We start from the raw sequence: 25,620 nt of genomic DNA, 5'->3' as shown, positions 1-25,620 counted from the left end.
GAATTAAGTAATGGCAGTGCACCAATTCCCACAGGCCGATGATGTTTACCCCGCAGGCCTGTTACGCCGCCTAGGCGCCATGATTTACGATGGCCTACTGATTATTGCTTTGGCCATGGTCATTTCCGGTATAGGCGTTCTGCTCAACCATGGCGAGGCGGTCCAACATCCCGCTTTTAGCGCCGTAATCTGGATGAGTATTAGCTTATTTTTTGCTTTTTTCTGGCGCAAAAACGGACAGACACTGGGCATGCAGGCATGGCGTCTAAGAGTGCAAACCGATCAGGCCCAACCCATTAACTTTCGACAAACCGTGCTACGTTTGGTGGGGGGATTGGCGGCCTGGGCTTGCTTAGGGTTAGGCTTTTTTTGGCTACTCTGGGATCCAGAAAAACGCGCCTGGCCCGACTTACTTTCGGGTACACGGATCATGGTCATTCCTGCCCAAAAACATAAAAAACAGACGAACTGAACAACGATTAACCAAACCGAACAACAGCAGAATCAACGCCGACACGTGACTGTGTGATGACAGCGCCCATCAAAAAGCCCAGGCGACCGGATGTCGCCTGGGCTTCGTATGGCCAAACAGTGGCTATCGTTAATCAATCGCGGCCGAGAGTTAGCCTGAGAGTCGATTAAACGACTGTCAATTAAACAACTGTTAATAACCGCGACAAGGTCTGTTCAATATCTCGTCGCGACAACAACAGCCAATCCCCTTGCGCCCAGGCAGACTGATTGACCCGATCGCGCAAGTTAGCCCAGTCAGGATGATCAAACAAGCAGCCCATCCCCGCTTGCACCTGGCCATGGCGTAAGTGAATCCAATCTAATTCAACTAATGGCCGCTCACCGGTTTGTAACGCTAAACGACGCCAGCGCCGAAACACTTGCTCAACGTTTACCACGGGTGCCAGCGTCAAAGGAAGACTTTCCAACGGTGCCGCCACCCAATGAGCATCAGAGACCTCCGCAGGCTGTTCAGCCTGTAATCCTTGCAACCAATGACAAACTTCTTTCAAGGCACGATATCCATACAAAGCCCCTGGCTGCCAGTGGGCTGATAAAGTAAACGTTTGCCCCGCACGATGCGGCACATAAAGCCAACGCTCTGCCAAAGGGGCCAAATAACGACCTTCTCGCTGAGGCAGCTGCAATAAATGAGAGTGTTGAAAAAGGCGTTTTAACTGAGTGCCCGCACCGGACCAGGGCTGATCATGACGAACACGATAACGCCAAATACGGTCATGAAATTCATGACTGACAAGAAAAGGGGTTTCAAAAGTCAGGTGATCCAGCCAATCCTGTCGATAATGAGATAATCGAGGACAGGTATCGAGCGCAGCATCATGAAGATATTTCAGGGGGAGGCGAGCAAGACCCTCATCAACGGGGTCCAGATAAGACTCAACATCAAAAGCTAAAACCTGAGCAGTACTCAGATCAGCATCAACTGTAGCGACGGACAAGGCCATGGTAGGAGGACTCCAGATGAGAGAAAACACAAGACGGCGAAGAATTCACAGCGATCATGGGTTTAATTCGTTTAATCATCGTAGGGGTCATCGTAATCATAATAGTGCGCATCATGGCGGCATCTCCGTGGGTCTAAATGATCGATCTAAAGTAATCGATCTAAGATAGTGGGTCTAAAAGATAGAGAATCTAAAATTGAGGGTCAGTCAAACAACAGTGTTTAACCTCCACAGCCTATTAACAATAGCGGCTAGAGACCTGCTAATGCAACTGCTGCATGCGGTATGTCTATTGATTTCGAGTGAGTCTTATATGAATCGTACAATTCGCCTGCACCGACTCTTATCAAGCACAATCAACCACAACCGACACCTTTCAATCACATAAGGACATCGTTATGACCTCACCCTGGTTGGTCAGCTTTGATTTAGACGGCACCCTGGTGGATTCACAACTCGACTTTCAGGCCATACGTCAGGCATTGGGATTTCCCGATCGCATCGGATTACTAGAGCACATGACCACTTTGCCCCCACGGGAAGCCCAACAGGCCGCCGCAGTGATTCATCAATATGAAATGGCCGGAGCAGCACAAGCCTGTTGGATGCCAGGGGCGCAACAACTGGTCTCAGCTTTACAGCAGCAGGCTCATCCGATTGTCATTTTGACCCGAAACACACGAGAAGCAGCGACACTCAGCTTAAGTCGGCTCGGCCTGAGTGCGGACTTGATGCTGACACGAGAAGATTGTGCACCCAAACCGGATCCGGAAGGGTTGCATCGCATTGCTCAACATTTTGAGCACCCGGTGAATCAACTGGTTTATGTGGGCGATTTTATTTATGACTTGGAAACCGCACACAATGCGGGGGCCATTGCATGCTTATACCGCTATGGGAAAAATCATCAATTCAGCCATCTTGCTGACTGGGTCATTGATCAACTCCCCGATCTTCTCCACAAAATGGAAGCCTGATATTCACTTTTGTCCGATGAACGCTTCTCGCATTTAACGATTTTCACACTAATTTTTCCAAAATACTCAATAAAATCTGATGACTTAATAGCGGTGCCAATATCAAATTCAGGTAAGCAGACAAGCGTCGAAGCGGATATCCCCTGAAGATCCAGCGCTTACGCACTTGGTTGTAGCGTTTCAGGAAAGCCTGACGAGAGTCTGGAAAAGAATCTCGTCCAAGAGAACGCCAGCCTTTGTAGACCCCGGTCAAGTCGGCACCGCGCATAAACTGGCGTGCCCAACGGGGAAATCGGCGATAACGAATCGCAGAACCAAAATCAATAAAGTAAGGCTCGCCATCACGGCCACATAGAATATTCCCCATGTTGCGCAGATCTAAATGCACCATGCCGCGACGGTGGAGCGCGGCCACCATCCGCTCCAGCTGTAAGAAAAAATGCGCGGGTAACTGCTTGTCTTCCTGGCTTAAAGTTCTCAATGGCGTTCCAGGGATAAAGTCATACGCTAAGGTGACAGGTGAAAGCGCATAGTGGTGCGGGCTCACGCCTTTTAAGCCTTGCAAACAATCAAAAGCCCGAGTTTCTTGAGCGGTGATCAAGCGGCCCAGAGACCAGCGAATCCAGAAAGGGCTATGACTAAAATCTTTAATCACCCAATCATATTGGTCATCGTGGTAGCGATACACCATGGCATTCGCAAAACGTCCTTTGTGCAGCACCTTAAGGCACTGAACAGAGAACTCGTGGCGAGGAAACCGTTCTCCCAGCAACTGAATCAAGTTCTGCTGGGCAACATTTAAGCGGGATGATGTCATGATGGTTGTCGATTCAAATAATTGAGCGCTGGCGCCTCAATTCCAAACAAGGGCGAGTCACCCTGTGTTGAATGAAGAATATTGAATAAATGAAAATATTGATGAGAAAAGACTTAATAAGTATTTTCGAATACCTCAAAAGCCATTAACACCGTGTACTCTACTCACTCTCTCGCCATAACGAAAAAATAACCATTTAATCAATCCGTTACTCACCACTGATCAACTCGTTATGTGCTCAAAACGCATCAGAGAGCCGGTAGAAAAAACGGCATGGCATGATCGCCATACCGTAACAATGGAACCCAACTCACAACATTGTTAAATTAATATTAACAAATAGGGTGCTATCAAAACAAGATGAAATCAACATAAGCATCAGAACGTCGCCCCGACCCACGCCCAAAGCGCCCGTCTTAGACAAAAAAATTGAATGCCGTTCGTCCAAAATCCATTTCATCATAAAACGTCACCATAAAGATGAGACGCCCGCCGAGACGAATGAAAAGATATTCAATATAGAAAAAAGTCAACGTGACCGAGGTCAGCGACGAGCGAAGAAGGAACAGAATCGAGAGGACAGGATCGAGAGGACAGAACTGAGAGAGCAGGGTCGAGAGAAAAGCTTAGACGCACTTAAACCAGGGCGCACTCACGATACAGCCGCGCTCACAATGGACCTATATCCAATGGAGATACATCGCAATCATATAGGGATATCGATGATAAAAGCGAAAAGCTCAATCGAGAAAGCAAGTAATGACAGGAGAAAAAAGAAAAAACAGGAAATGGTGCCCGGGGTCGGACTCGAACCGACACGATGTTGCCATCGGTGGATTTTGAATCCACTGCGTCTACCAATTTCGCCACCCGGGCTGGGTGAGATGGAGGCGTATTATACGGACAAAAAATCATTCGTCAATGACGATTTCAATCCTCTGCGTTACAATGCCGCCATCCTCGACAATAGCGAGCTAACATGCAACGCAGCGACTTTGATTTTGACCTTCCGGATGAATTGATTGCCCGCCAACCTGCCCCCGAAAGAACCGGTTCAAGATTACTGGTTGTGGAAGGCTCTTCGGGCGAACTCGCACATCAACAATTCCCAGACATTCTTGACCACTTACAGCCAGGCGACTTGATGGTCTTTAATGACACACGAGTGATTCCTGCCCGCTTATTTGGTCAAAAAGCCTCTGGAGGCAAAGTAGAAATCCTGATTGAGCGCCCACTTGATGAGCATCGAGCCCTGGCCCATGTTCGCGCCAGCAAGGCGCCAAAGGCAGGCGCTCGCCTCTATCTTGAAGGCGGCATCGAGGCCACCTGTGAGGGCCGTGAAGAGACACTATTCCTACTCCGCTTTGAGTCTCCAACACCGCTCATTGAACTGCTTGAGCAGCATGGTCATATGCCACTGCCGCCGTACATTGACCGCCCTGATGCCGGTAGTGATCGCGAGCGCTATCAAACAGTTTATAACCGCACCCCTGGCGCCGTCGCAGCGCCGACAGCGGGCCTGCATTTCGACGAAGCGCTGCTCAATCAAATTCGTGCTAAAGGGGTGAATACTGCATTTGTCACCCTCCATGTGGGCGCAGGCACCTTCCAACCCGTGCGCGTCGACAATATTCAAGAACACCAAATGCATAAAGAGTGGCTGCAAGTTTCAGCAGAAACAGCCGAACTTGTTAGATCAACACGCGCTTCGGGTGGACGCGTCATCGCTGTCGGCACCACCAGCGTACGCAGCTTGGAAACAGCAGCCTCCAGTGGCCAGGTCCAGCCCTTTAGCGGGGATACCAGTATTTTTATTTATCCGGGGTATCAGTGGCAGGTCGTGGATGCACTCATCACCAACTTCCACCTCCCCGAATCCACGCTGCTCATGCTGGTGTCCAGCTTTGCAGGGTACGACACCGTGATGAAGGCTTATCATGAGGCGGTGGCACAACGTTATCGCTTTTTCAGTTATGGCGACGCCATGTTCTTAACACGACGGCCTTCGAGCGCCGACGATATGGCCCCAGAGACAAGAGATCACCATGCGTTCTGAATGTTTTATGCAGTTTGAACTGCTCAATACTGAAGGCAAAGCACGCCGAGGCCGTTTACGCTTCCCGCGCGGCGATGTCGAGACACCCGCTTTTATGCCTGTCGGCACTTATGGCACGGTAAAAGGCATGACACCTCGTGATATTCAGGATATCGGCGCTCATATTATTTTGGGTAACACCTTCCACTTGATGCTACGCCCTGGCACCGAGGTGATTGCAGAACACGGCGACCTGCATGATTTCATGCAATGGCAGGGGCCGATCCTGACTGACTCAGGCGGCTTTCAGGTCTTTTCACTGGGTGAGATGCGGAAAATCACTGAACAAGGGGTCACCTTTAAATCGCCCATCGACGGTAGCAAAGTCTTTATGGGGCCAGAAGAGTCAATGGCGGTACAAAAAGCGCTGGGCTCAGATATCGTCATGATCTTTGATGAGTGCACCCCTTATCCGGCGACCCATGATGAAGCCCGTAAATCGATGGAAATGTCATTACGCTGGGCTAAGCGTTCCAGAGAAGCCCATGGCGACAGCCCTTCAGCATTATTTGGCATCATCCAGGGCGGCATGTATCGAGACTTGCGTGAACAATCATTGGCCGCACTGAATGATATTGGCTTTGACGGCATGGCCATCGGCGGCCTCTCCGTCGGCGAACCCAAAGAAGAAATGATTAAAGTGCTGGATTATCTTCCAGATTTGATGCCCGCCGACAAACCGCGCTACCTAATGGGCGTCGGCAAACCGGAAGATCTGGTCGAAGGCGTTCGTCGAGGGGTCGATATGTTTGATTGCGTGATGCCTACTCGCAACGCACGGAACGGTCATTATTTTGTCCACGATGGCGTGATAAAAATTCGTAACGCCAAGCATCGACATGACACCAACCCACTGGACCCACACTGTGATTGCTATACCTGCCAGAACTTTTCTCGCAGTTATCTGCACCATCTGGACAAGTGTGGCGAGATGTTAGGCGCCATGTTAGCCACCATCCACAACCTGCGCCATTATCAACAGCTGATGGCCGGTTTGCGCGGGGCTCTGGAAGCGGGTAAATTGGCTGACTTCGTCGATGACTTTTATGCCCGGCGCAACTTGGTCACGCCGCCGTTGTCCGAGTGATGTCGCCACTCACAAGGCACGCTTAGCGCCAAAGAACGACAGGCATAAAAAAGAACTGATTCGAACGCACATCAGCCCGGCACTCAACGCTGATGTGTTGTTTAACAACAGAGTTAATGGTTTAACAACTTGTTTCACCCACTGCGGTTCAACCCAATACGGTTCAACCAAACAGGTTAAGCAATTGTTTTGATTCAAAAAACTGTGTTATCAAAACACTTTGATAAAACGATACCTCGACAGGAGCTGTGAATGAGCCTTGAATTGATTTCTTCCGCATATGCCGAAGGCGGTGCTGGCCAGGCAAGCCCAATCTCCAGCATCATCATGCTGGTGGGCTTTGTAGTCATCTTCTACTTCCTGCTGATTCGTCCGCAGCAAAAACGCGCCAAGGAACACAAAAACCTGATCGGCAACCTGCAAAAAGGGAGCGAAGTCGCCCTGGCCGGTGGCGTTATGGGCCGTATCACCAAGGTGAAAGATGATTTCTGCGTATTGGAAATCAGCAACGGCGTTGAAATCACCGTGCAAAAGCAGGCGATCACCGCTGAGCTGCCCAAAGGCACACTGAAAGCTGTAGAAAACGACTGATCCTGTCAGCGGCGCCGACCGGCGCCGCTTTCGTTTCTCCACGAATCTGGCGCCTGAACGCCTGTGAAGGAACCGAGCTCATGCTCAACCGTTATCCACTTTGGAAAAATCTGCTGATCCTGGCGATTCTCGCCTTTGGTGTGATTTACTCACTGCCGAATTTTTATTCTGAAGACCCTGCCGTTCAGATCAGCGGCGCCCGCAGTTCGACCGAGGTGGGGGCTCAAGCTGAAACCCGCATTCAAGCGGTACTTCAAGCCAATAACATCACCCCTAAACGTATCGATGATAGCGGCAAAGGGTTACTGGTTCGCTTCAATTCTGATCAAGATCAGAGAGCGGCCAAAGAACTGATTCAACAACAACTGGGCCAAGACTATGTTGTCGCCCTAAACTTGGCAGAAAACACCCCGAAATGGCTGAAAGACATGGGCGCCAAGCCCATGAAGCTGGGCCTTGACCTCCGAGGTGGCGTCCACTTCCTCCTCGAAGTTGACATGCCTGCTGCGGTCAAACAACGTCTGGAAGTCGCTGCCGGCCAAGCACGCACAGAGCTTCGCCAAGCACGTCTGCGCTACCGCCAAGTCATTGTTGAAAATGGTGCGCTTAACATTCGTATGGCACGCGCCGAACAAATGTCAGACGCCGCACGAGTCCTGTCTAAAGCCCTGGGCAACGAATATACCAGCGAAATCGACGAAGACAGCGGCACACTCACCTTTTCTCTCACGGAAGTGGCCACCCGAGAGATCGAAAACTATGCCATCAAGCAGAACCTGACAACGCTACGTAACCGCGTCAATGAGCTTGGTGTCGCTGAACCCTTGGTCCAACGTCAGGGACGCAACCGTATCGTCGTCGAACTGCCCGGTGTACAAGATACGGCTGCGGCCAAACGTGTTCTGGGGGCCACCGCCAATCTGGAATTCCGATTAGCGGCAAAACCCGGGGCCAACCCCATGGAGACGGAATCTTTCAGCTTCCGTGATAACCCCAACCGGAGCGCCACGCTTGAGCGCGACATTATTACCACCGGGAACAACGTCTCCAGCGCCTCTGTCGGCTTCGATGAAAACAACCAGCCCCAAGTTAACATTCGCCTGGATGGCCAAGGTGGCCGCTTGATGAGCCAAGCGACTCGGCATAATGTCGGTCGGCAAATGGCGGTACTCTTTATCGAGCATAAAACCCGAACGCGCATCACCACTAATGCCAAAGGTGAAAAGATGGAGTCTCGGGTGCCTTATACCGAGCGCAATATCATCTCACTGGCCACAATTCAGAGTGAGCTGGGCTCCAGCTTCCGAATTACGGGTGCAGGCACGGTGCAAGAAGCTTCAGAGCTGTCATTGCTGTTGCGCGCAGGGGCACTGGCAGCACCGATCTACTTCGTAGAAGAGCGCACGATTGGGCCGAGCCTGGGGCAAAAAAATATTGATCAAGGCATTCTCTCGGTTGAAATCGGCTTAGTGGCGGTTGTGCTCTTTATGCTGGCCTGGTATCGCCTCTTTGGCATATTTGCCAACATTGGTCTCTTCTTCAACCTGACACTGCTGGTGGCCTTGATGTCTCTGATGGGGGCAACACTGACCCTACCTGGGATTGCCGGTATCGTCCTGACCCTGGGGATGGCGGTCGATGCCAACGTGCTGATTAATGCCCGCATCAAAGAAGAGCATCACCGTGGCATGTCACCTCACAGCGCGATACATGCCGGCTATGAACGTGCTTTTGCCACTATTTTGGATGCCAACTTGACCACCTTACTGGTGGCGCTGATTCTGTTCTCTATCGGAACAGGACCCGTCAAAGGCTTTGCTGTCACGCTCTCATTAGGGATTCTCACGTCCATGTTCACAGCGTTAATGGTGACCCGCATGCAGGTCAACTGGACATTGGGCCGACGCAAGCTCACCCGGCTACCGATGTAAGGTGCGGAGACTAAGATGTCTAAACTGATACAACTGAACCTCGACTTTATGGGTAAACGCCGCTGGGCGTTTGCCTTGTCCCTGCTCCTGGTCGTCATCTCATTGGGATCACTGGTCGCCCAACAACTGAAATTCGGTCTGGATTTCACCGGCGGCACATTGGTCGAGCTGACTTATGAACAGGCCCCGTCACTGGATCAAGTCCGCAACCGGCTGGAGCAAGCCGGCTACGAAGATATTGTCGTCCAGCACTTTGGCACAGAGCGGGATGTCATGGTGAGGCTGAATCAAGGCTTTACCGCTGATGTCGGCCAGGAAGTCCGTGATGTCCTGGCGCAAGACACGCCGAATGTGCACTTGCAGCGTGCTGAATTTGTCGGCTCACAGGTCGGGGATGAACTGAAAGAGCAAGGGGGCATCGGAATGCTGGTAGCGCTGGCAGGCGTCATGCTCTATGTCGCTTTCCGCTTCCAGTATAAATTTGCACTCGGCGCTGTCTTATCGCTGGCCCATGACGTCATCATTCTGCTGGGGGTCTTCTCGCTCTTCCAACTGGATTTTGATCTCACTGTGCTGGCGGCAGTACTGGCCGTGATTGGTTACTCTCTGAACGATACGATCGTTGTCTATGACCGTATTCGAGAGAACTTCCGCATGACCCGTGAAGGCGGCCCTGCCGACTTGATCAACCTGTCGATTAACCAAACATTGAGCCGAACCACCATCACCTCTTTAACCACTTTGATGGTGCTGGTCGCATTGTTCTTGTTTGGCGGCGAAATGATTCATAACTTCGCATTGGCATTGATCATTGGCATCGGCGTAGGGACTTATTCTTCGATCTACGTTGCCGGCACCCTGTTGCTGCGTCTCAACCTGCAACGCCAAGACATGATGCTGCCGGTAAAAGAAGGGGCTGAAGATGATGGGCGTCCTTAAGCTCATTACGCTCAAGGCGTCTTGTTAATTCAAGGCGCTTTATTCAGCTCAAAGCACCTCAGAATAGTATTAAGAAAGAACACTAAAAAAGAACACTAAAAAAGCCATCTGCATTCAATGCAGATGGCTTTTTAGGTCATAAGCCTCAAATCATACGATCACGTAAAACAGGGGCTCATAATACCGGGCGAATACCTGAGACAAGCGCTTTAAAGGTCTTTGGATTGGCCGCCAATAAGCGTGCATCAGACCCTAAATTGGGGGCACCGCTGACATCGCCATAGAGGCCGCCTGCCTCCTTCAACACCATAAGCGCCGGTGCTAAGGCATCCATATCGGCCCCGAGGATAATCGCAGCATCCAACTGCCCTGCGGCCACCGCAAGCAAATCCAACACCGGCTCATTCATTGTATTCAAATGGGCAACTTGCTGACCCAAATACTGCTGAACGTCCAAATAAGTCGGCAACATACGCATCCGCACACCCATTTCAGGCAATGGCATCGCCACATGCGCTTGCTCAGCATGCCAGCTCGTCAGCACTCGAATACGTCGACCATTCAAGCTGGCACCACGACCACGACCAGCGATAAATTCCTGGCCAGATAAGGGATTAATTATCACGACATGTTCAAGGCGGCCGGCCGCATAAAGGGCGACCGATAAGGCGCAGGCAGGATAGCCTCGCGCCAGATTGTCACGACCGACTAACGGATTCACCACCCAGGTACTATCGCCTTGGGCTTCTTCACGAATATGTGTGCCATTAAAACTAAAATCAGGATAACCTCGTTTTAATTGACGCTGTAATGCCTGCTCAACACGGAAGGCACAGTGGTCAATTAATTCATCGACATTGCGATCTTGACGGGCAATGTCCAGTCGCTCGATAACGTGGTCATAGTGTTCGATAACGCTGCGTGCGGCACGCAACGCCAATTGAATCATTGGATGCATGGTGATCTGCCAGTTGGTCGTCACTGTTAAAGAACGCGGATGACGTCTCACGTCACCCGGATAAAGAATGCAATACCTCGGCTGCCTGTATAACCCCCTAATGAAAGAAATTCACAACAAACTTAAAGTCAATCAGGTGGGTTCACTGACAGCAGTCAGCTGGGCGGGTATCATAGACCGTTTTACAGGAATGACAAGGGTTATGCTTGAGCGCATTCGCATCATCCTGGTAGGCACCTCCCATCCCGGCAATATTGGAGGAGCTGCAAGGGCCATGAAAAACATGGGGTTAAGTGATTTAGCCCTAGTTGCCCCTCGGGCACAATTCCCCCACCCGGAAGCAGAACATCGGGCGACCGGTGCAACGGATATTCTGTCCCGAGTGAACGTCTACGACACCTTGGCCGACGCCACGACTGACTGCACATTGATTGCGGGCGCCAGTGCGCGCAACCGCAATATGCCCTGGCCTTTAATCAAGCCTCGGGCATTAGGCGAGCAGCTCAAAGCCACGCTGCCCAACCCCCAGGCACAAGCGGCATTGGTCTTTGGCCGTGAAGACCGAGGGTTATCTAACGAAGAGCTGCACCAGTGCCATTTGCACGTCAATATCCCGACCAATCCAGACTTCAGCTCACTGAACCTGGCCGCAGCAGTTCAGGTATTGGCCTACGAAGCGCGACTGGCACTTCATGAAGAAGCCGAAGCGCAACAGCCCCCATTTGGTACTGAATGGGATGTGCCTTTTGCCACCGGAGAAGATCTTGAACGCTTCTTCGTTCATTTAGAAAAAACCCTAGTTGATATCGACTTTCACAACCCCAATAATCCGAGACAGCTCATGGCGCGATTACGCCGACTTTATCTAAGGGCCCAGCCTGATACGATGGAGCTGAATATTCTGCGCGGCATTTTATCGGCTACCGAGAAATGCGCAGCAACAGCATCGACTTCTAAGAGCGCAGGCCAAACGCAACATCAAGGGCACTCCGACACGGATCCGCATCACGAATAAGGTCAGCATCATGAACAAAGAAGCTCGTGGCGGCATCACTGATCGCTGTCGAAAGGACACTGACTGATCCCTTTATCGCCATGCCGACAAAGTCTATCAACTGATAGCTGGACGATGGCACACCTTTCGATGATGGCGCACCTTTCGATTGCAGGAGTAGTCCATGTTTGAACGCTTAAGAGAAGATGTGAATAGCGTCTTCCACCGTGACCCCGCAGCCCGAAACTTCTTTGAAGTGCTCACCACTTATCCCGGTGTGCATGCCCTGTTGATGCACCGTTTAAGTCATGCATTGTGGCGCCGTAATATCAAGTGGCCTGCCAAAATAATCGCATCCTTCGCACGCTGGTTCACCGGTATTGAAATTCACCCTGGTGCTCATATCGGGCGGCGCTTCTTTATTGATCACGGTATGGGCGTGGTGATTGGCGAAACGGCCGAAATTGGCGATGATGTCACCCTTTACCACAGCGTGACACTCGGTGGTACCAGCTGGCAAAATGGCAAACGACACCCGACGCTGGGCAACGGTGTCATTGTCGGTGCCGGTGCCAAAATACTCGGTCCCTTTACGGTGGGTGCCGGGGCCAAAATTGGTTCCAATGCTGTTGTCACTAAAGAAGTCCCGCCAGGCGCCACTTTAGTCGGCATTCCTGCGCGAATTGTAAAACGCGCTGATCCGGATCAGGAAGAAAAGCCCACTTATGATCCGGCTAAACGCCAAGCGATTCAGGATAAATTCGGCTTTGATGCTTACGGGGTCAGTGAAGAGATGCCTGATCCCGTCGCTAAATCGATTCGAGGCTTGCTTGATCATATGCATGCCGTTGATGGTCGATTGAACCAGATCTGTGGTGCACTCAACCGCCTAGACAATAGCTTCCGCTCTCACGCCATGCCGGAACTGCGTGAAGAAGACTTTCAAGAAGCCGTCGCCCCTTGCAGCAAAGAAGGGCTCGATCGCATTGGCCGCCGAGCAGACAAAACACAAGCACCCGTTGATCCGAGTCTTGATCAAGCCCTCGCTGACACCGCGGAAATAAGTTCAACTGAAACGGGTCTAACTGACACAGCGGCAACGGAAGCCCCCTTGGCGACAACAAGCACAGAGGCGCTGGATCGCCATGACTTAGATCGCCAGGAAAAACCGGATAAAATCCACTCCAATGAGTGAGTCATCGTCTCCGCGCGCCAAAGTGAATACCGAGATTTCTTGACCATTTTACTAGGTCTTTGCATAATCCTGATTCGCTTTCATGAATTCAGAAGGGTGCGCCCATGCGATTGACCACCAAGGGGCGGTATGCAGTCACCGCTATGCTTGACCTGGCCCTCAATGCGAACGATGGGCCAGTCTCCCTCGCCGACATTTCGCGCCGCCAGGAGATCTCGCTCTCCTACTTAGAGCAATTGTTCTCACGGTTGCGCCGAAATGATCTGGTTTCCAGTGTGCGCGGCCCCGGCGGCGGTTATCGCTTAGCTCGCGAGAAAGAAGCCATTTCAGTAGCCGAAGTGATTGATGCGGTCAATGAATCGATTGATGCAACTCGTTGCAGAGGCCAAGGGGACTGTCAACTCGACGGTACAACCTGCCTGACACACCACCTTTGGTGCCGACTCTCCGATCAGATTCATGACTTTTTAAGCGCCATCACACTGGCCGAACTGGTACGAGAAACCACCGCGCAAAAGCAGGAACAGCGTCAGCCCCTGTCCCCCTCTGAGGACGGTAAAATTGAGTTATCCGTAATATGACCTCAAGAAGGTGAGCGGTATCACAAGCGTGACAATAAGGCTGATAGCGACCGGCTTATTTCTCTAACGGCGAAGGGCTAAAGGTTGATCTCTAGAGCCTGCGCTTTTAGAGACTGATCTGGGGTGAATGAACCGCTCACTGAATAGAGGCTCACAGGTGGTCAGCATCCATTGATCACGCCGCTGAGACCCTCACAGTTTGGCTGATCACCCACATTCACACCACATAGATTAATCATCATCGACATGGCAACTGATATGGCGCCTATTTATCTCGACAATGCAGCCACCACCCCCTGTGACCCCGCAGTTGCAGAGGTCATGATGGAATACCTCACGCCCGAAGGATTATTTGCGAACCCAGCCTCACGATCGCACCTTCTCGGTTGGCAGGCAGAACAAGTGGTTGAGCAAGCCAGGCGCCAAGTCGCTGACTTGATCAAGGCGAATCCGAGAGAAATCGTCTGGACATCAGGCGCCACTGAATCGGATAACTTGGCGCTGATTGGCGCAGCACGGGCCTATCGGCATCAGGGCCAACACATCATCACCAGCGCCATTGAACATAAGGCTGTGCTCGACAGTGCTCACTGGCTGGCGCAAGAAGGGTTTGAAGTCACTTATCTTCAACCCGATGCACAAGGCGTGATACATCCAGAGCAAGTGATCGAAGCGCTTCGTGACGATACGATTTTGGTCTCACTCATGTGGGTCAATAACGAGTTGGGCACGATCAATCCGATTCCGGCCATTGCTGAGCGGCTGCAATCGCATCCGGCGTTATTTCATGTCGATGCCGCCCAAGCCGCGGGCAAGCTGCCTATTGATATGCAACAGGTCCCGGTTGATCTACTCAGCCTCTCAGCCCACAAAGTTTATGGCCCCAAAGGGGTTGGCGCACTTTTTGTTCGCCGCGAACCCCAAGCCCTAATTGAGCCTTTAATCCATGGCGGCGGACACGAGCGCGGCATGCGCTCAGGCACACTGGCCACGCATCAATTAGCGGGCATGGGCAAAGCTTTTGAAATCGCGGCGCAACGCATGAGTCAGGATCACGATCACCTTCAAGCATGCCGAGACGCTTTTTTAAAGGCACTAGAGCCGATTGAGTATATTCATCACGGAGGCCAAGCACATCAGGTCCCCAACCTGTTGAATTTAGGCTTTACAGGCATCGAGGGTGAAACCTTATTAATGGCACTACCAGACCTCGCTGTTTCCACAGGTTCAGCCTGTAACTCGGCAAGTGTTGATCCCTCTTTTGTACTGACAGGCATTGGCATTTCTAGGGAACAGGCCTTGTCATCGGTGCGCTTTAGTTTCGGACGTTTCACCGAAGTGGAAGAGGCATCACGAGCAGGCCAATGGGTGGCTGAAGCCGTCACTCGACTGCGCACCCCTTAAGGGCGTGCCATACTGAACTGATCACATCTATCGTGCGCGACCTGAAAAACCGTGCAGATATGAAGGAGAACACCATGACAGTACATGCCGTCAACGTCGATGACACCGCCGGCATCCGCTTGACTGAAGCGGCAGCCGCTCATATTCGTCGCTGTATCGAACAACGAGGCCAAGGCGAAGGCCTGCGCGTAGCGATTAAACCGAGCGGATGCTCCGGTTACGCCTATGCTCTGGACTTTGCCGACCAAGTCGATCCGCAGGATTTAGTGATTAACGCCCATGGCGCACGACTGATCGTTGACCGGGACAGCGTTGCCCTGATGGCCGGTACCGAAGTCGACTATATTAGCGAAGGGCTTAACCGTTTATTTAAATTCAACAACCCTCGGGCCGTTGATGAGTGCGGTTGTGGTGAAAGCTTCAGCGTAGAAGCTAACCTCTAAGCAGGCTTCTCCAGGCACGCACACCTCAGGGGAGATCATCCCAGAACGTAAAGTGAAGCACCGAGAAGTTAAGAACCCAGAAGTCAAGAACCCAGAAGTTAAGAACTGAGAAGTTAAGAACCGAGAAGTTAAGAACCAAAGCTGCATAGATCGCGTATAAATAGCACATTTATATCGAAGATCATGGCTTAAGGCTACTCAGCCTGCATTTGCATGCGTATAATGCAGGCGTTTAAAGCCGATGCCTGCCATCGGCTTTGCATTCTTTATGTGCACTGTTCAAGTGCTGCGATATTTGTCGATGAGCCAAGCCACCCCTATAACAGGTGGCCTATCAGGAGAGTTACATGGCCGTAGAACGTACTTTATCCATTATCAAGCCCGATGCTGTTGCCAAAAATGTAATCGGTGAAATCATTGCACGCTTCGAAAAAGCGAATCTGCAAGTGGTTGCGGCCAAAATGCTGCATCTCTCTCGCGAACAGGCAGAAGGCTTCTATGCTGAGCATAAAGAACGTCCTTTCTTTGGTGAGCTGGTTGGCTTCATGACTTCTGGTCCGGTCGTTGTTCAAGTACTGGAAGGCGAAAATGCCATCAGTCAAAACCGTGACCTGATGGGCGCCACCAACCCGAAAGAAGCAGCTGCAGGCACCATTCGCGCAGACTTCGCTAACTCAATCGATGCCAATGCGGTACATGGCTCTGATAGCCCGGCAGCAGCTGAGCGTGAAGTGGCTTACTTCTTCAGCGACGACGAAATCTGCCCGCGCGGCTAAGTGACGCTGGACGCCTAATCAACATAAGGCGCTCAGACGAGTAGAGCGACCACATCATGACCTTCGCGGAATCATGATCCAAGCGTTATAATGTCGCCCAGGAGGGGTGAGCGGCCGCTCACCCCTTCGTCTATCTTCCGCGCCCTTTTTTGATGCCTTGAGTAACGACCCATGAGTGAGACCAAAACCAACCTGCTGGGCATGACCCGCACCGAAATGGAAGCCTTTTTTGAGTCCATCGGTGAAAAGAAATTCCGTGCCAGCCAGGTCATGCGCTGGATTCACCACATGAATGTCGATCAATTTGACGACATGACCAACCTCGGCAAAAAACTGCGGGCTCGATTAAACGAAACCGCCGAAATCCGTGGCCCCAAAGTTGTACTAGAAGATATTTCGAATGACGGTACCCGTAAATGGGTGTTGGAAGTCGGTGATGGCAGCCATGTCGAAACGGTCTTGATTCCCGCTGGAGACAACCGCCGCACACTTTGTGTTTCATCCCAAGTGGGGTGCTCACTAGATTGCTCATTTTGCTCGACGGGCAAGCAAGGCTTTCAACGTAATCTGACAGCAGCAGAAATCATCGGCCAAGTCTGGATCGCGCAGCGCTCTTTTGGTCCACGCACAGATACCACCCAGCGTCCAGTCACCAATGTCGTGATGATGGGCATGGGCGAGCCGCTGATGAACTATGATAATGCGGTGCCGGCCATGAAGCTGATGCTGGATGATTATGGCTATGGCCTATCCAAGCGTCGCGTCACGCTATCGACTTCGGGGTTGGTTCCCCAAATTGATCGCATGGGCGATGAAATTGATGTATCCCTGGCGATCTCACTTCATGCGCCTAATGATGCCCTGCGCAATCAACTGGTGCCGGTCAATCGGAAGTACAACATTCAAAGCCTGCTAGAGGCCTGCCACCGCTATCTTGCCAAATGTGATGATAAGCGGACCATCACCGTAGAATACACACTGATTGCAGGCATCAACGACCAACACGAACATGCGCAGGAATTGGCCCAAGTGCTTAACGGGCTCCCCTGCAAAATTAATTTGATTCCGTTTAACCCCTTCCCCAACTCGGGTTATGAACGCCCTTCACGCAATCAAGTCATGCGGTTTCAGCAATGGCTTTACGAGTTAGGGTATATCGCGCCATTGCGCATGACACGTGGCGATGACATTGATGCGGCCTGTGGCCAATTGGTCGGTCGCGTACAAGATAAAACGCGTCGCAGCGAACGCTACCGGAAAATAGAAGCGGTGAATATCGCCGGTGACCCGATTCCAGCAACACCCGCCCCTGAAGTTCGGAATGCGGCTGAAGGCTAACCGATGCCTAAGGCGCGACGCATCATCAGGACACGGCGACAGAGCATTGGGGTATTCCTGATGCTCTTTGCCCTCTCGGCTCTCACCCTCACGGCTTGCAGTCACCAGCGCCCCTCCCCAGAAAAAAACCAAGCCATCGACACCTACCAACAGCTTGGTTACACTTATTTACGCTCGAACCAACTGGGCCGTGCACAGAAATATTTTCATCAGGCCTTAGCCTTAAATGCCCATGACCCAAAAGCATTACATGGCTTGGCACTGATTTTTGCCCGACAAAACGAAAGGCGTCTGGCCGAACACTATTTTATTGAAACATTGCAGTCAGATACTGATTCAACCATTGCCCGCAACAATTATGCGGCTTTCCTATTTAAACAAAGCCGTTATGATGAAGCTCGGAGCCAACTGCAAGTGGCCGTGCAGGATATTCGCTATCCGCACCGGGACCGCATCCTGCTTAATCTCGGGCGATGCGAGCTCAAACTGGGGCAGACCCAGGCGGCCTTAGACCACTTTCAGCGTGCTCTGGACCTGAACCCTATGGCCTATGATGTCCATTTAGAGCTGGCGACGTGGTATCTTAAAACGCAGCAATTGACGAAAGCCCAGCATCATTGGCAACTTTTTGATGCTGGACGGACTCAATTAAATGAGCGCGCTCAAAAAATTGGGCTTCAAATTGCGAAGGCCCGGGGGGATCAGGTCATGGAAGCAGAGCTGAAGAGTCGTCAGCACAATGACCCGATATCTTCGACGAACCACCTCAGTGACAAGGATTCCCAGTATCATGACTGATCAGACCGCCGAACAGTCAACCGAGGGGGCCAACACTTCGGTAGAATCAGGACAGGCAATGGCCTCTCCAGGCCAAGCATTGCGGCAGGCCCGTGAAAAACGAGGTCTCTCTCAGGAAGAAGCTGCACGTAAGCTCAACTTTCTACCTTTTTATATTCCGGCCCTTGAAAACGATGACTATAGTCAGCTGCATGGCAGCACCTTTGTCAAAGGCTATTTACGTGCCTATGCCAACTTCCTGGGCCTCAACAGTCAAGACATTCTAGCGGCATACTCCGAGCAGTATCAGGAACCTGATACGCACCATTATAAAGTCACCTCAGTTAAGCCGCTAAATGCCCCGAAGCGCCGTTGGGGTAAGCGCTTATTCACCCTATTTACACTCATGGTGATCGCCGCACTCATGGCCTTAGCCGTGAACTGGTGGCAAAGCCGAACCGATGAGCCTCTCAGCCTACTCTCTTCAGAAGAAGTCAAAGTAGAAACGGCTGACGGCACCACGGTGATTGCCAACTCGGGTGACCAAGAGGCCCGGGATGCAGAGCAAACGACACCTCAAATGGCGCGTGATAAAACAGCTCCGCTGGTCGAACGCTCCGTAAAAGGTTCACAAAATAACGAGGCTCAAGAGACAGCATCGTCAAATCGTGAGGCCGCGCCACAGGCACACAATGATCAAGGTAGTGCAACGACTGAAAACTCAGAGATCACCGAGGTTCAAGCCCCACAGGTTGAATCTCCAGCTTCAGTAGTGGCGGGTACGCCTGAAAACACGAGCCCCTCTGACACGGCTGGAAGCAATAGTGCATCAACGCCCGAAGTCGCTTCAGCAGCCGCACCGAATGCTCTGATCATCCGTTTCAGCGAAAAATGTTGGCTGGAAGTGAAAGATGCCAACGATAAAATTCTGGTCTCTAAAGTGGCTGCAAAAGGCTCATCACTTCAGGTCTCTGGCCCGACGCCTTACCATATCAGACTCGGTTATGCGCCCGGCGCCTCGCTCTACCATCAGGGCAAAAAGCTAGACATTAGTGATCGTATTCGCAGTAACGGCTATGCCACCGTTACGGTTGACTGATTTTACAGTTGACTGACTTCAAGATTGACTGAATATTGAGTCAGCGGACATAACACAACACGATACAAAACGGACAGGGTAAGTTACCCTGTCCGCCATCTTTCATTGACGAACTGTGCAGCGATACCGCCATGCAACATGCTTCCCCGATTCAACGACGTCAATCTCGCCAGATTCGCGTCGGCAATGTGCTGGTAGGCGGGGATGCGCCCATCTCCGTCCAAAGCATGACCAACACTGAGACCTGTGATGTCGAAGCCACCGTCGCTCAAATTAAGCGGCTGGAAGCGGCTGGGGCAGATATGGTCCGTGTTTCAGTCCCCAGTATGGAAGCCGCCGAGGCTTTCGGCCGAATTCGCCAGGCCGTTAACTTGCCGCTGATTGCGGACATCCACTTTGATTACAAGATTGCCTTACGCGTTGCCGAATTAGGCGTTGATTGCCTGCGTATTAACCCCGGTAACATTGGTCGAGAAGACCGCGTCCGAGAAGTGGTCGCAGCCGCCCGTGATCGAGATATTTCGATCCGAATTGGCGTCAACGCAGGCTCGTTAGAAAAAGATTTGCAGAAAAAATATGGTGAACCAACGCCTGCCGCGTTGGTCGAATCGGCATTACGTCACATTGATATTCTGGATCGGCTGGACTTCCAAGAGTTCAAAGTCAGCCTTAAGGCTTCCGATGTCTTTATGGCCGTGGCCGCTTATCGGCAAATTGCAGAACAAATTGAGCAACCCTTGCATCTGGGTATCACCGAAGCGGGTGGTCTGCGCTCCGGTACAGTGAAGTCGTCTGTTGGCCTTGGTATGTTGCTGATGGATGGCATTGGCGACACCTTGCGCGTATCTCTGGCCGCAGACCCGGTGGAAGAAGTGAAGGTTGGCTTTGACATCCTAAAAAGCCTGCGTCTGCGCAGTAAGGGCATTAACTTTATCGCTTGCCCAAGCTGCTCACGCCAGAACTTTGATGTGATCGGCACCATGAACGCCCTGGAAGCCCGCGTTGATGACATTCTGACCCCTCTGGATGTCGCTGTGATTGGCTGTGTCGTTAATGGTCCAGGAGAAGCACGGGAAGCCGATTTGGGGCTTACCGGAGGCTCGCCGAAGCATCTGGTCTATATCGATGGCAAACCCGCATCCAAACTGGATTCCAGCCATCTGGTCGATGATCTAGAAAGCGTGATTAGAGAAAAAGTGGCCGAAAAAGAAGCGCAGGAAAGGCTGGTCATTGCACGTAGCGAATAGCCGCGCAAAATTATAGCCGCGTCAAAATTGATGTTTCAGCGAAAAGTACAGGATATCCACTCGTGGCACAGAAGATACAAGCCATTCGCGGAATGAACGACATCCTCCCGGATGTATCAGCCCGCTGGCAATATTTTGAAGGTACCGTCAAACAACTGCTCAACAGCTATGGCTATCGCGAAATTCGCATGCCGATTGTTGAACAAACCGCATTGTTCAAACGCTCAATCGGTGAAGTCACCGATATTGTCGAAAAGGAAATGTATACCTTCGAAGACCGCAACGGCGATAGCCTGACATTGCGCCCCGAAGGCACGGCAGGCTGTGTGCGCGCCTGTGAAGAACATGGCCTGACCTACAACCAACAACAGCGGCTTTATTACATGGGGCCCATGTTCCGACATGAACGCCCGCAAAAAGGACGCTACCGCCAATTCCATCAAATTGGGGTTGAAACTTTTGGCATGACGGGCCCGGATATTGATGCCGAGCTCATCCTTCTGAGCGCTCGCCTGTGGCGCCAACTAGGAATCCTGTCGCACCTCACTCTGGAGCTCAACACACTTGGCTCTAGTGAGGCTCGTCAAGCCTACCGGACAGCACTGGTTGCCTATTTGGAACAACATCTGGATCAGTTAGATGATGACAGCCGTCGTCGACTGAGCAGCAACCCGTTACGTATTCTGGATAGCAAAGACGAAAGCACGCGTCAGGTCCTGCAAGGCGCACCGAGCTTTTATGACTATATAGACGCCGAAAGTCTTGAGCACTTTAACCGCTTAAAAGCGATGCTCGATGATGCTGGCGTTGACTATGTTGTCAATCCGACACTGGTGCGTGGCCTGGATTATTACGGTAAAACGGTCTTTGAATGGACCACCACAGCACTGGGCGCCCAAGGCACCGTCTGTGCCGGTGGCCGCTATGATGGCCTGGTTGAACAGCTTGGAGGCAAACCCACTCCCGCCGTCGGCTTTGCCATGGGGGTGGAACGCTTGATCCTACTATTGGAGACGCTCGAAGCGTTCCCCGCCACCTTAGACCAACACATTGATGTTTATCTGCTGGCCGTGGGTCAGGATATTGACCATCAAGCCTTGCTGTTAGCCGAGCGCTTACGTAGCGAGCTCCCAGAACTGCGGCTACAAACCCATTGTGGTGGCGGTAGTTTCAAATCCCAGATGAAAAAAGCGGATCGATCTGGCGCCGCCATCGCGCTGCTGCTGGGTGAAGATGAAGTGGCTCAGGGACAGGTCAGTATCAAATATTTGCGTGAGGCGCGCGACCAAGTCTCCGTCGCTTTAGGAGATCTCGCGTCTTATCTAAAAGAAAACACTGCACTTTGAAAGCCCATCCGGCCATGACGATCAGATCGCATGGCCATCGCTTTCATTCAGCTCAGTCGATACCGGGGCGTGACCAGACGCCCCCAGCGGAGGCATAAGTGGCAGATCTGCGCAGCGAAGAAGAACAGCTAGAAGCGTTTAAACATTGGTGGCAAAGCAACGGCAAATCGCTGATTGCCGGTATCACGATTGCCGTGGCCGGTATTGGCGGCTGGAAAGCCTGGGAAACTTATAATACCCAGCGTGCCGAAGCCGCGTCGGCGCTGTATCAACAACTGACAACCGTCATTCAGCAGCCCGCCAGCGATCAACGCAATAAAGAAGCCAACGCCCTAGTCGAGAAACTGACCGGTGAATATGACGGCAGCATCTATGCCGACTATGCGGATTTATTTGCTGCACGTATTGCTGTTGAACAGAAGGACTATGCCGCGGCCACCGGCTACCTGCGCCATGCGCTCAAGCATAGTCAGGTCGATACGATCCAGCTGGTCGCTCGTTTACGCTTGGCCCGGGTACTCAAAGCCCAAGCAAAACCCGATGAAGCTCTGGCGCTCTTGAACGGCGTTGAGACGGGCAGCTTTGAAGCCGAATACGATGCGCTGAAAGGTGATCTTCTTGTCGCCACCGGCAAAGAAGAAGAAGCCCGAGCAGCTTACAATAAAGCGCTCACGGCATCTCGCGAGCAAGGGCAGAGTGACCCCACGCTCCAGATGAAAATTGATAACCTCGGTTCCCAGGGAGATGCCTGATGCGTCTGGCGCCAATTCTGGGGTTAACAGGCCTTTTATGGCTCACCGGTTGTAGCGGCATTCCTGAGCCCGAATATCCCCCAGCACCGCTGCCAGATGACAAAGGCACGGTTGAGATTGATCAAACGTGGAGTGATAGTGGCGGCTTTGGTCAGAAATGGCGAGGCTACCAGCTAGCACCTGCATTACAAGGTCATCACCTTTATAGCGTTGACCTTGAAGGTTATGTACAAGCTTTCGATTTAAAAGAAGATAAAGCGCTCTGGTGGAAGACGCTTGACGCAGGAGCCAGTGCCAGCCCAGCCGCTGATAGTCGGCTGGTGCTGATACCGACGCAAAATGGTGAACTGGTTGCCCTGGATGCCCAAACCGGAAACGAGCGCTGGCGTCACCAGCTCTCCAGTGAAGCACTGAGCCCGCCCATTATCCGCGATGACCAGATCATTCAGTACACCAGTGATGGGCATGTACAAGCCCTCTCACGGATTGATGGTCGAGTCCGCTGGCAATATGATCATAACGAGCCCTTGCTGACACTGCGTGGCACCAGTACACCGGTCGTCACCGCCACCATGACCTATGTGGGCTTTGCCGATGGGCAATTGGTGGCGCTGGACAATCGCACCGGTCAAGTGCGTTGGCGCGCCACCATCGCTGTACCCCAAGGCCGTACCGATATCGAACGATTGGTCGATATCGATGGACAACCGGCGATGCAAGGCAGTGCTTTGGTTGCAACCAGCTTCCAAGGCAATGTCATGGCGCTAGACCCATACAGCGGTCGCAGTCGCTGGGAGAAAAAGCTCTCCAGCTACCGCTCACCGGTCATTGTCGGTCGCGAAGTGATTGTGATTGATGAAGCCAGCCGTATCCGGGCCTTGTCACTTTCTGGAGGCAATACGCTATGGCAGCAAGAAGGTTTATTTGGTCGTAACTTGACCTCACCGGCCTTGGTCAATGGCTATATCGTCGTCGCTGATGAAGAAGGTTATATTCACGCGATTGATCCCAAAACCGGTGAGATTGTTGGTCAAACGGCATTCGACTATGACGGCGTCAAAGCGCCCCCCGTAACGGATGGGAAAAGCGTTATTTTCAACTCCGTTCGTGGTGATCTTGGCTTGTTTGAACTACACCCAATACGCGATAATTAATAGATACGGGTATGACCGTAGATAACAGGGCTGGTCACTGACCGGCCCTGTGTCGGTTAGATCAACCTGACCCTATTCTTATTTCATTGACGGGCGCGCGTGAGCGCCCCCACAGAGTACACAGCGCTATCATGATCCCTGTAATTGCCTTGGTCGGCCGCCCCAATGTGGGCAAGTCCACTTTATTCAACCGCCTTACCCGATCCCGGGATGCCCTGGTGGCGGACTTCCCGGGCCTAACCCGCGACCGCCAATATGGCCAGGGACGCGTTGGCGGCAAACCTTATATCCTGATTGATACCGGCGGTATCAGCGGAGATGAAACCGGCATTGATGCCGCCATGGCACGTCAATCACTACTGGCGATTGATGAAGCCGATATCGTACTGTTTCTGGTCGATGCTCGTGCCGGGCTCACGGCTGCGGATGAATCCATCGCAACCTACCTGCGCCAAAATGGTAAGCAAGCCCACCTCGTCGTCAATAAACTAGACGGCCTAGACCCGGATATGGCACTGGCCGAATTCTACAGCCTAGCCATGAATGCCCCCTACCAGATTGCCGCCGCCCATAACCGTGGCGTCACCGGCATGATCAGCGACCTGTTGGAAGCCGTCGACAGTGAAGAAGATGATGATGCGGCACTGTTAGCACACCCTGAAGACGCCGAACAGGAAGGTACGGAACAGGAAGGTACGGAACAGGAAAGCGATGGCACTGAATCCGATCAACGCCCCGCTCGCGACCTAAAAATCGGCGTAATCGGGCGCCCGAATGTGGGCAAGTCCACCCTGGTCAATCGAATTTTGGGCGAAGAGCGCGTCGTCGTCTTTGACCAACCGGGCACAACACGAGATGCCATTAGCATTCCCTTTGAGCGTAACGGCAAAGGCTACACCCTAGTGGATACAGCGGGTATTCGTCGTCGCAAGAATGTCAGCGAAACCGCAGAAAAATTCTCTATCGTCAAAACGCTGCAATCGATTCGCGAATGTAACGTGGCGGTGATGGTGATGGATGCCCGCACCGGCTTGGTCGAACAGGATCTACACCTGCTCGATTTCGTGCTCGAATCCGGCCGCGCCCTGGTCTTAGCGATCAATAAATGGGATGGCATGACCCAGGATGACAAACAGGCGATCAAGCAAGACATCGAACGCCGCCTAGGCTTTGTCGACTATGCTGACATACATTTCATCTCGGCCCTTCACGGCACCGGGGTCGGCAATGTCTTCAAGTCGATCGAAAAGGCTTACGCCTCAGCGACCACGCACTGGTCAACCAACCGCCTGACCAACCTCCTGATTGATGCCGTGGCCGAACACCAGCCACCCGTCACTCAAGGCCGTCGAATTAAACTGCGTTACGCTCACCAAGGCGGGGTTAACCCGCCCATCATTGTGGTGCACGGCAATCAGACCAACCGATTGCCGGATAACTACAAACGTTATCTGATGAACACCTTCCGCAAGGTGCTCAAGGTTCGAGGCACACCGATGCGTTTTGAATTCCGCAGCGGCGAAAACCCCTTCGATCCTAACCACAAAGATAGCCGCGAAGCCGCTAAAGCACGCCAGCTGCGTAAAACCAAAGAAGCTCGTGATGAGCGTCGTAAACGCCGCTAAACGCGTTCAAGTCATC

At 52.2% G+C, this 25,620-nt stretch carries 24 protein-coding genes and 1 tRNA gene; 21 read left to right on the top strand and 4 right to left on the bottom strand.

Annotation, left to right across the window (positions count from 1 at the left end):
* The first annotated feature begins 10 nt into the window (after positions 1–10).
* A complete protein-coding gene (locus tag BFW38_RS01065; protein WP_068996723.1) occupies positions 11–472 on the top strand; it encodes an RDD family protein in 462 nt (153 codons plus the stop codon).
* A gap of 181 nt (positions 473–653) precedes the next feature.
* On the opposite strand, the gene BFW38_RS01060 is transcribed toward BFW38_RS01065, so the two are convergent.
* Entirely contained in the window at positions 654–1,478 is an 825-nt protein-coding gene (locus BFW38_RS01060; protein WP_068996722.1) for a hypothetical protein, read from the bottom strand.
* A 398-nt stretch (positions 1,479–1,876) separates the two neighbouring features.
* Here BFW38_RS01060 and BFW38_RS01055 point away from each other — a divergent pair, with 398 nt between their 5' ends.
* Positions 1,877–2,455: an HAD family hydrolase gene (locus BFW38_RS01055; protein ID WP_068996721.1), complete on the top strand. Its 579-nt coding sequence runs from the start codon at positions 1,877–1,879 to the stop codon at positions 2,453–2,455.
* Between the two features lie 43 nt (positions 2,456–2,498).
* Here the strand turns inward: BFW38_RS01055 and BFW38_RS01050 are convergent, their stop codons facing one another.
* The gene (locus BFW38_RS01050) at positions 2,499–3,272 is read right to left on the bottom strand and encodes an RIO1 family regulatory kinase/ATPase domain-containing protein (RefSeq protein WP_068996720.1); all 774 of its coding nucleotides are present in this window, start codon (positions 3,270–3,272) and stop codon (positions 2,499–2,501) included.
* 789 nt (positions 3,273–4,061) lie between these two features.
* Positions 4,062–4,148: transfer RNA gene (locus BFW38_RS01045), tRNA-Leu, on the bottom strand.
* A gap of 103 nt (positions 4,149–4,251) precedes the next feature.
* Between BFW38_RS01045 and queA the strand changes: the two genes are divergently transcribed.
* The 5 genes from queA (at position 4,252) to secF (ending at position 9,915) form a co-directional block, all read left to right on the top strand.
* Positions 4,252–5,328 carry a tRNA preQ1(34) S-adenosylmethionine ribosyltransferase-isomerase QueA gene (gene queA, locus BFW38_RS01040; RefSeq protein ID WP_068996719.1) on the top strand — a complete coding sequence of 359 codons (1,077 nt, stop codon included), beginning with the start codon at positions 4,252–4,254 and terminating at the stop codon, positions 5,326–5,328.
* A gap of 7 nt (positions 5,329–5,335) precedes the next feature.
* Entirely contained in the window at positions 5,336–6,454 is a 1,119-nt protein-coding gene (gene tgt, locus BFW38_RS01035) for a tRNA guanosine(34) transglycosylase Tgt (protein ID WP_069000120.1), read from the top strand.
* 252 nt (positions 6,455–6,706) lie between these two features.
* Positions 6,707–7,045, top strand: a complete 339-nt coding sequence (yajC, locus tag BFW38_RS01030; RefSeq protein WP_068996718.1) for a preprotein translocase subunit YajC — start codon at positions 6,707–6,709, stop codon at positions 7,043–7,045.
* Between the two features lie 80 nt (positions 7,046–7,125).
* Positions 7,126–8,976, top strand: a complete 1,851-nt coding sequence (gene secD / locus BFW38_RS01025) for a protein translocase subunit SecD (RefSeq protein ID WP_068996717.1) — start codon at positions 7,126–7,128, stop codon at positions 8,974–8,976.
* Between the two features lie 15 nt (positions 8,977–8,991).
* Positions 8,992–9,915, top strand: a complete 924-nt coding sequence (secF, locus tag BFW38_RS01020; RefSeq protein ID WP_068996716.1) for a protein translocase subunit SecF — start codon at positions 8,992–8,994, stop codon at positions 9,913–9,915.
* 175 nt (positions 9,916–10,090) lie between these two features.
* On the opposite strand, the gene BFW38_RS01015 is transcribed toward secF, so the two are convergent.
* The gene (locus BFW38_RS01015; RefSeq protein ID WP_069000119.1) at positions 10,091–10,873 is read right to left on the bottom strand and encodes an inositol monophosphatase family protein; all 783 of its coding nucleotides are present in this window, start codon (positions 10,871–10,873) and stop codon (positions 10,091–10,093) included.
* A 202-nt stretch (positions 10,874–11,075) separates the two neighbouring features.
* Between BFW38_RS01015 and BFW38_RS01010 the strand changes: the two genes are divergently transcribed.
* The 14 genes from BFW38_RS01010 (at position 11,076) to der (ending at position 25,604) form a co-directional block, all read left to right on the top strand.
* Positions 11,076–11,888 (top strand): RNA methyltransferase, encoded by an 813-nt coding sequence (locus BFW38_RS01010; RefSeq protein ID WP_068996715.1) that lies wholly within the window; start codon positions 11,076–11,078, stop codon positions 11,886–11,888.
* Between the two features lie 163 nt (positions 11,889–12,051).
* Positions 12,052–13,062 (top strand): serine O-acetyltransferase, encoded by a 1,011-nt coding sequence (cysE, locus tag BFW38_RS01005; protein WP_084004375.1) that lies wholly within the window; start codon positions 12,052–12,054, stop codon positions 13,060–13,062.
* A gap of 104 nt (positions 13,063–13,166) precedes the next feature.
* A complete protein-coding gene (gene iscR, locus BFW38_RS01000) occupies positions 13,167–13,643 on the top strand; it encodes a Fe-S cluster assembly transcriptional regulator IscR (RefSeq protein ID WP_068996714.1) in 477 nt (158 codons plus the stop codon).
* A gap of 246 nt (positions 13,644–13,889) precedes the next feature.
* Entirely contained in the window at positions 13,890–15,047 is a 1,158-nt protein-coding gene (locus BFW38_RS00995) for an aminotransferase class V-fold PLP-dependent enzyme (protein WP_084004374.1), read from the top strand.
* Positions 15,048–15,121: 74 nt separating this feature from the next.
* The gene (locus BFW38_RS00990; protein ID WP_068996713.1) at positions 15,122–15,490 is read left to right on the top strand and encodes a HesB/IscA family protein; all 369 of its coding nucleotides are present in this window, start codon (positions 15,122–15,124) and stop codon (positions 15,488–15,490) included.
* A gap of 347 nt (positions 15,491–15,837) precedes the next feature.
* Positions 15,838–16,266, top strand: a complete 429-nt coding sequence (ndk, locus tag BFW38_RS00985; protein WP_068996712.1) for a nucleoside-diphosphate kinase — start codon at positions 15,838–15,840, stop codon at positions 16,264–16,266.
* Positions 16,267–16,437: 171 nt separating this feature from the next.
* Entirely contained in the window at positions 16,438–17,604 is a 1,167-nt protein-coding gene (gene rlmN / locus BFW38_RS00980; RefSeq protein WP_068996711.1) for a dual-specificity RNA methyltransferase RlmN, read from the top strand.
* A 3-nt stretch (positions 17,605–17,607) separates the two neighbouring features.
* Entirely contained in the window at positions 17,608–18,402 is a 795-nt protein-coding gene (locus tag BFW38_RS00975) for a tetratricopeptide repeat protein (RefSeq protein WP_084004373.1), read from the top strand.
* A complete protein-coding gene (locus tag BFW38_RS00970) occupies positions 18,395–19,480 on the top strand; it encodes a RodZ domain-containing protein (RefSeq protein ID WP_068996709.1) in 1,086 nt (361 codons plus the stop codon). Before BFW38_RS00975 ends, BFW38_RS00970 begins: the two co-directional genes overlap by 8 nt.
* Before the next feature lie 131 nt (positions 19,481–19,611).
* Complete coding sequence (ispG, locus tag BFW38_RS00965) at positions 19,612–20,727, top strand: flavodoxin-dependent (E)-4-hydroxy-3-methylbut-2-enyl-diphosphate synthase (RefSeq protein ID WP_068996708.1); 1,116 nt, start codon at positions 19,612–19,614, stop codon at positions 20,725–20,727.
* 62 nt (positions 20,728–20,789) lie between these two features.
* Entirely contained in the window at positions 20,790–22,073 is a 1,284-nt protein-coding gene (gene hisS, locus BFW38_RS00960; protein ID WP_084004371.1) for a histidine--tRNA ligase, read from the top strand.
* 98 nt (positions 22,074–22,171) lie between these two features.
* Positions 22,172–22,825, top strand: a complete 654-nt coding sequence (locus BFW38_RS00955) for a YfgM family protein (protein ID WP_068996707.1) — start codon at positions 22,172–22,174, stop codon at positions 22,823–22,825.
* The gene (gene bamB / locus BFW38_RS00950) at positions 22,825–23,979 is read left to right on the top strand and encodes an outer membrane protein assembly factor BamB (protein WP_068996706.1); all 1,155 of its coding nucleotides are present in this window, start codon (positions 22,825–22,827) and stop codon (positions 23,977–23,979) included. Before BFW38_RS00955 ends, bamB begins: the two co-directional genes overlap by 1 nt.
* 131 nt (positions 23,980–24,110) lie before the next feature.
* Positions 24,111–25,604, top strand: a complete 1,494-nt coding sequence (gene der, locus BFW38_RS00945; RefSeq protein WP_068996705.1) for a ribosome biogenesis GTPase Der — start codon at positions 24,111–24,113, stop codon at positions 25,602–25,604.
* Positions 25,605–25,620: the final 16 nt, after the last annotated feature.

It is taken from the genome of Terasakiispira papahanaumokuakeensis (assembly GCF_001709345.1).
Taxonomy (GTDB): domain Bacteria; phylum Pseudomonadota; class Gammaproteobacteria; order Pseudomonadales; family Halomonadaceae; genus Terasakiispira; species Terasakiispira papahanaumokuakeensis.
Note: the sequence above shows the minus strand (reverse complement) of the source record. Positions and strands in the feature narration are given on the sequence as shown.

Bases quoted from the DNA above. Each gene is read 5' to 3' on its own strand.
- yajC (WP_068996718.1), top strand. From the start codon at position 6,707: ATGAGCCTTGAATTGATTTCTTCCGCATATGCCGAAGGCGGTGCTGGC.
- ispG (WP_068996708.1), top strand. From the start codon at position 19,612: ATGCAACATGCTTCCCCGATTCAACGACGTCAATCTCGCCAGATTCGC.
- BFW38_RS01050 (WP_068996720.1), bottom strand. From the start codon at position 3,272: ATGACATCATCCCGCTTAAATGTTGCCCAGCAGAACTTGATTCAGTTG.
- queA (WP_068996719.1), top strand. From the start codon at position 4,252: ATGCAACGCAGCGACTTTGATTTTGACCTTCCGGATGAATTGATTGCC.
- BFW38_RS01055 (WP_068996721.1), top strand. From the start codon at position 1,877: ATGACCTCACCCTGGTTGGTCAGCTTTGATTTAGACGGCACCCTGGTG.
- BFW38_RS01015 (WP_069000119.1), bottom strand. From the start codon at position 10,873: ATGCATCCAATGATTCAATTGGCGTTGCGTGCCGCACGCAGCGTTATC.
- BFW38_RS00970 (WP_068996709.1), top strand. From the start codon at position 18,395: ATGACTGATCAGACCGCCGAACAGTCAACCGAGGGGGCCAACACTTCG.
- BFW38_RS00975 (WP_084004373.1), top strand. From the start codon at position 17,608: ATGCCTAAGGCGCGACGCATCATCAGGACACGGCGACAGAGCATTGGG.
- BFW38_RS00995 (WP_084004374.1), top strand. From the start codon at position 13,890: ATGGCAACTGATATGGCGCCTATTTATCTCGACAATGCAGCCACCACC.
- BFW38_RS01060 (WP_068996722.1), bottom strand. From the start codon at position 1,478: ATGGCCTTGTCCGTCGCTACAGTTGATGCTGATCTGAGTACTGCTCAG.
- rlmN (WP_068996711.1), top strand. From the start codon at position 16,438: ATGAGTGAGACCAAAACCAACCTGCTGGGCATGACCCGCACCGAAATG.
- BFW38_RS01010 (WP_068996715.1), top strand. From the start codon at position 11,076: ATGCTTGAGCGCATTCGCATCATCCTGGTAGGCACCTCCCATCCCGGC.
- BFW38_RS00990 (WP_068996713.1), top strand. From the start codon at position 15,122: ATGACAGTACATGCCGTCAACGTCGATGACACCGCCGGCATCCGCTTG.
- tgt (WP_069000120.1), top strand. From the start codon at position 5,336: ATGCAGTTTGAACTGCTCAATACTGAAGGCAAAGCACGCCGAGGCCGT.
- iscR (WP_068996714.1), top strand. From the start codon at position 13,167: ATGCGATTGACCACCAAGGGGCGGTATGCAGTCACCGCTATGCTTGAC.
- cysE (WP_084004375.1), top strand. From the start codon at position 12,052: ATGTTTGAACGCTTAAGAGAAGATGTGAATAGCGTCTTCCACCGTGAC.
- der (WP_068996705.1), top strand. From the start codon at position 24,111: ATGATCCCTGTAATTGCCTTGGTCGGCCGCCCCAATGTGGGCAAGTCC.
- secD (WP_068996717.1), top strand. From the start codon at position 7,126: ATGCTCAACCGTTATCCACTTTGGAAAAATCTGCTGATCCTGGCGATT.
- secF (WP_068996716.1), top strand. From the start codon at position 8,992: ATGTCTAAACTGATACAACTGAACCTCGACTTTATGGGTAAACGCCGC.
- BFW38_RS01065 (WP_068996723.1), top strand. From the start codon at position 11: ATGGCAGTGCACCAATTCCCACAGGCCGATGATGTTTACCCCGCAGGC.
- bamB (WP_068996706.1), top strand. From the start codon at position 22,825: ATGCGTCTGGCGCCAATTCTGGGGTTAACAGGCCTTTTATGGCTCACC.
- ndk (WP_068996712.1), top strand. From the start codon at position 15,838: ATGGCCGTAGAACGTACTTTATCCATTATCAAGCCCGATGCTGTTGCC.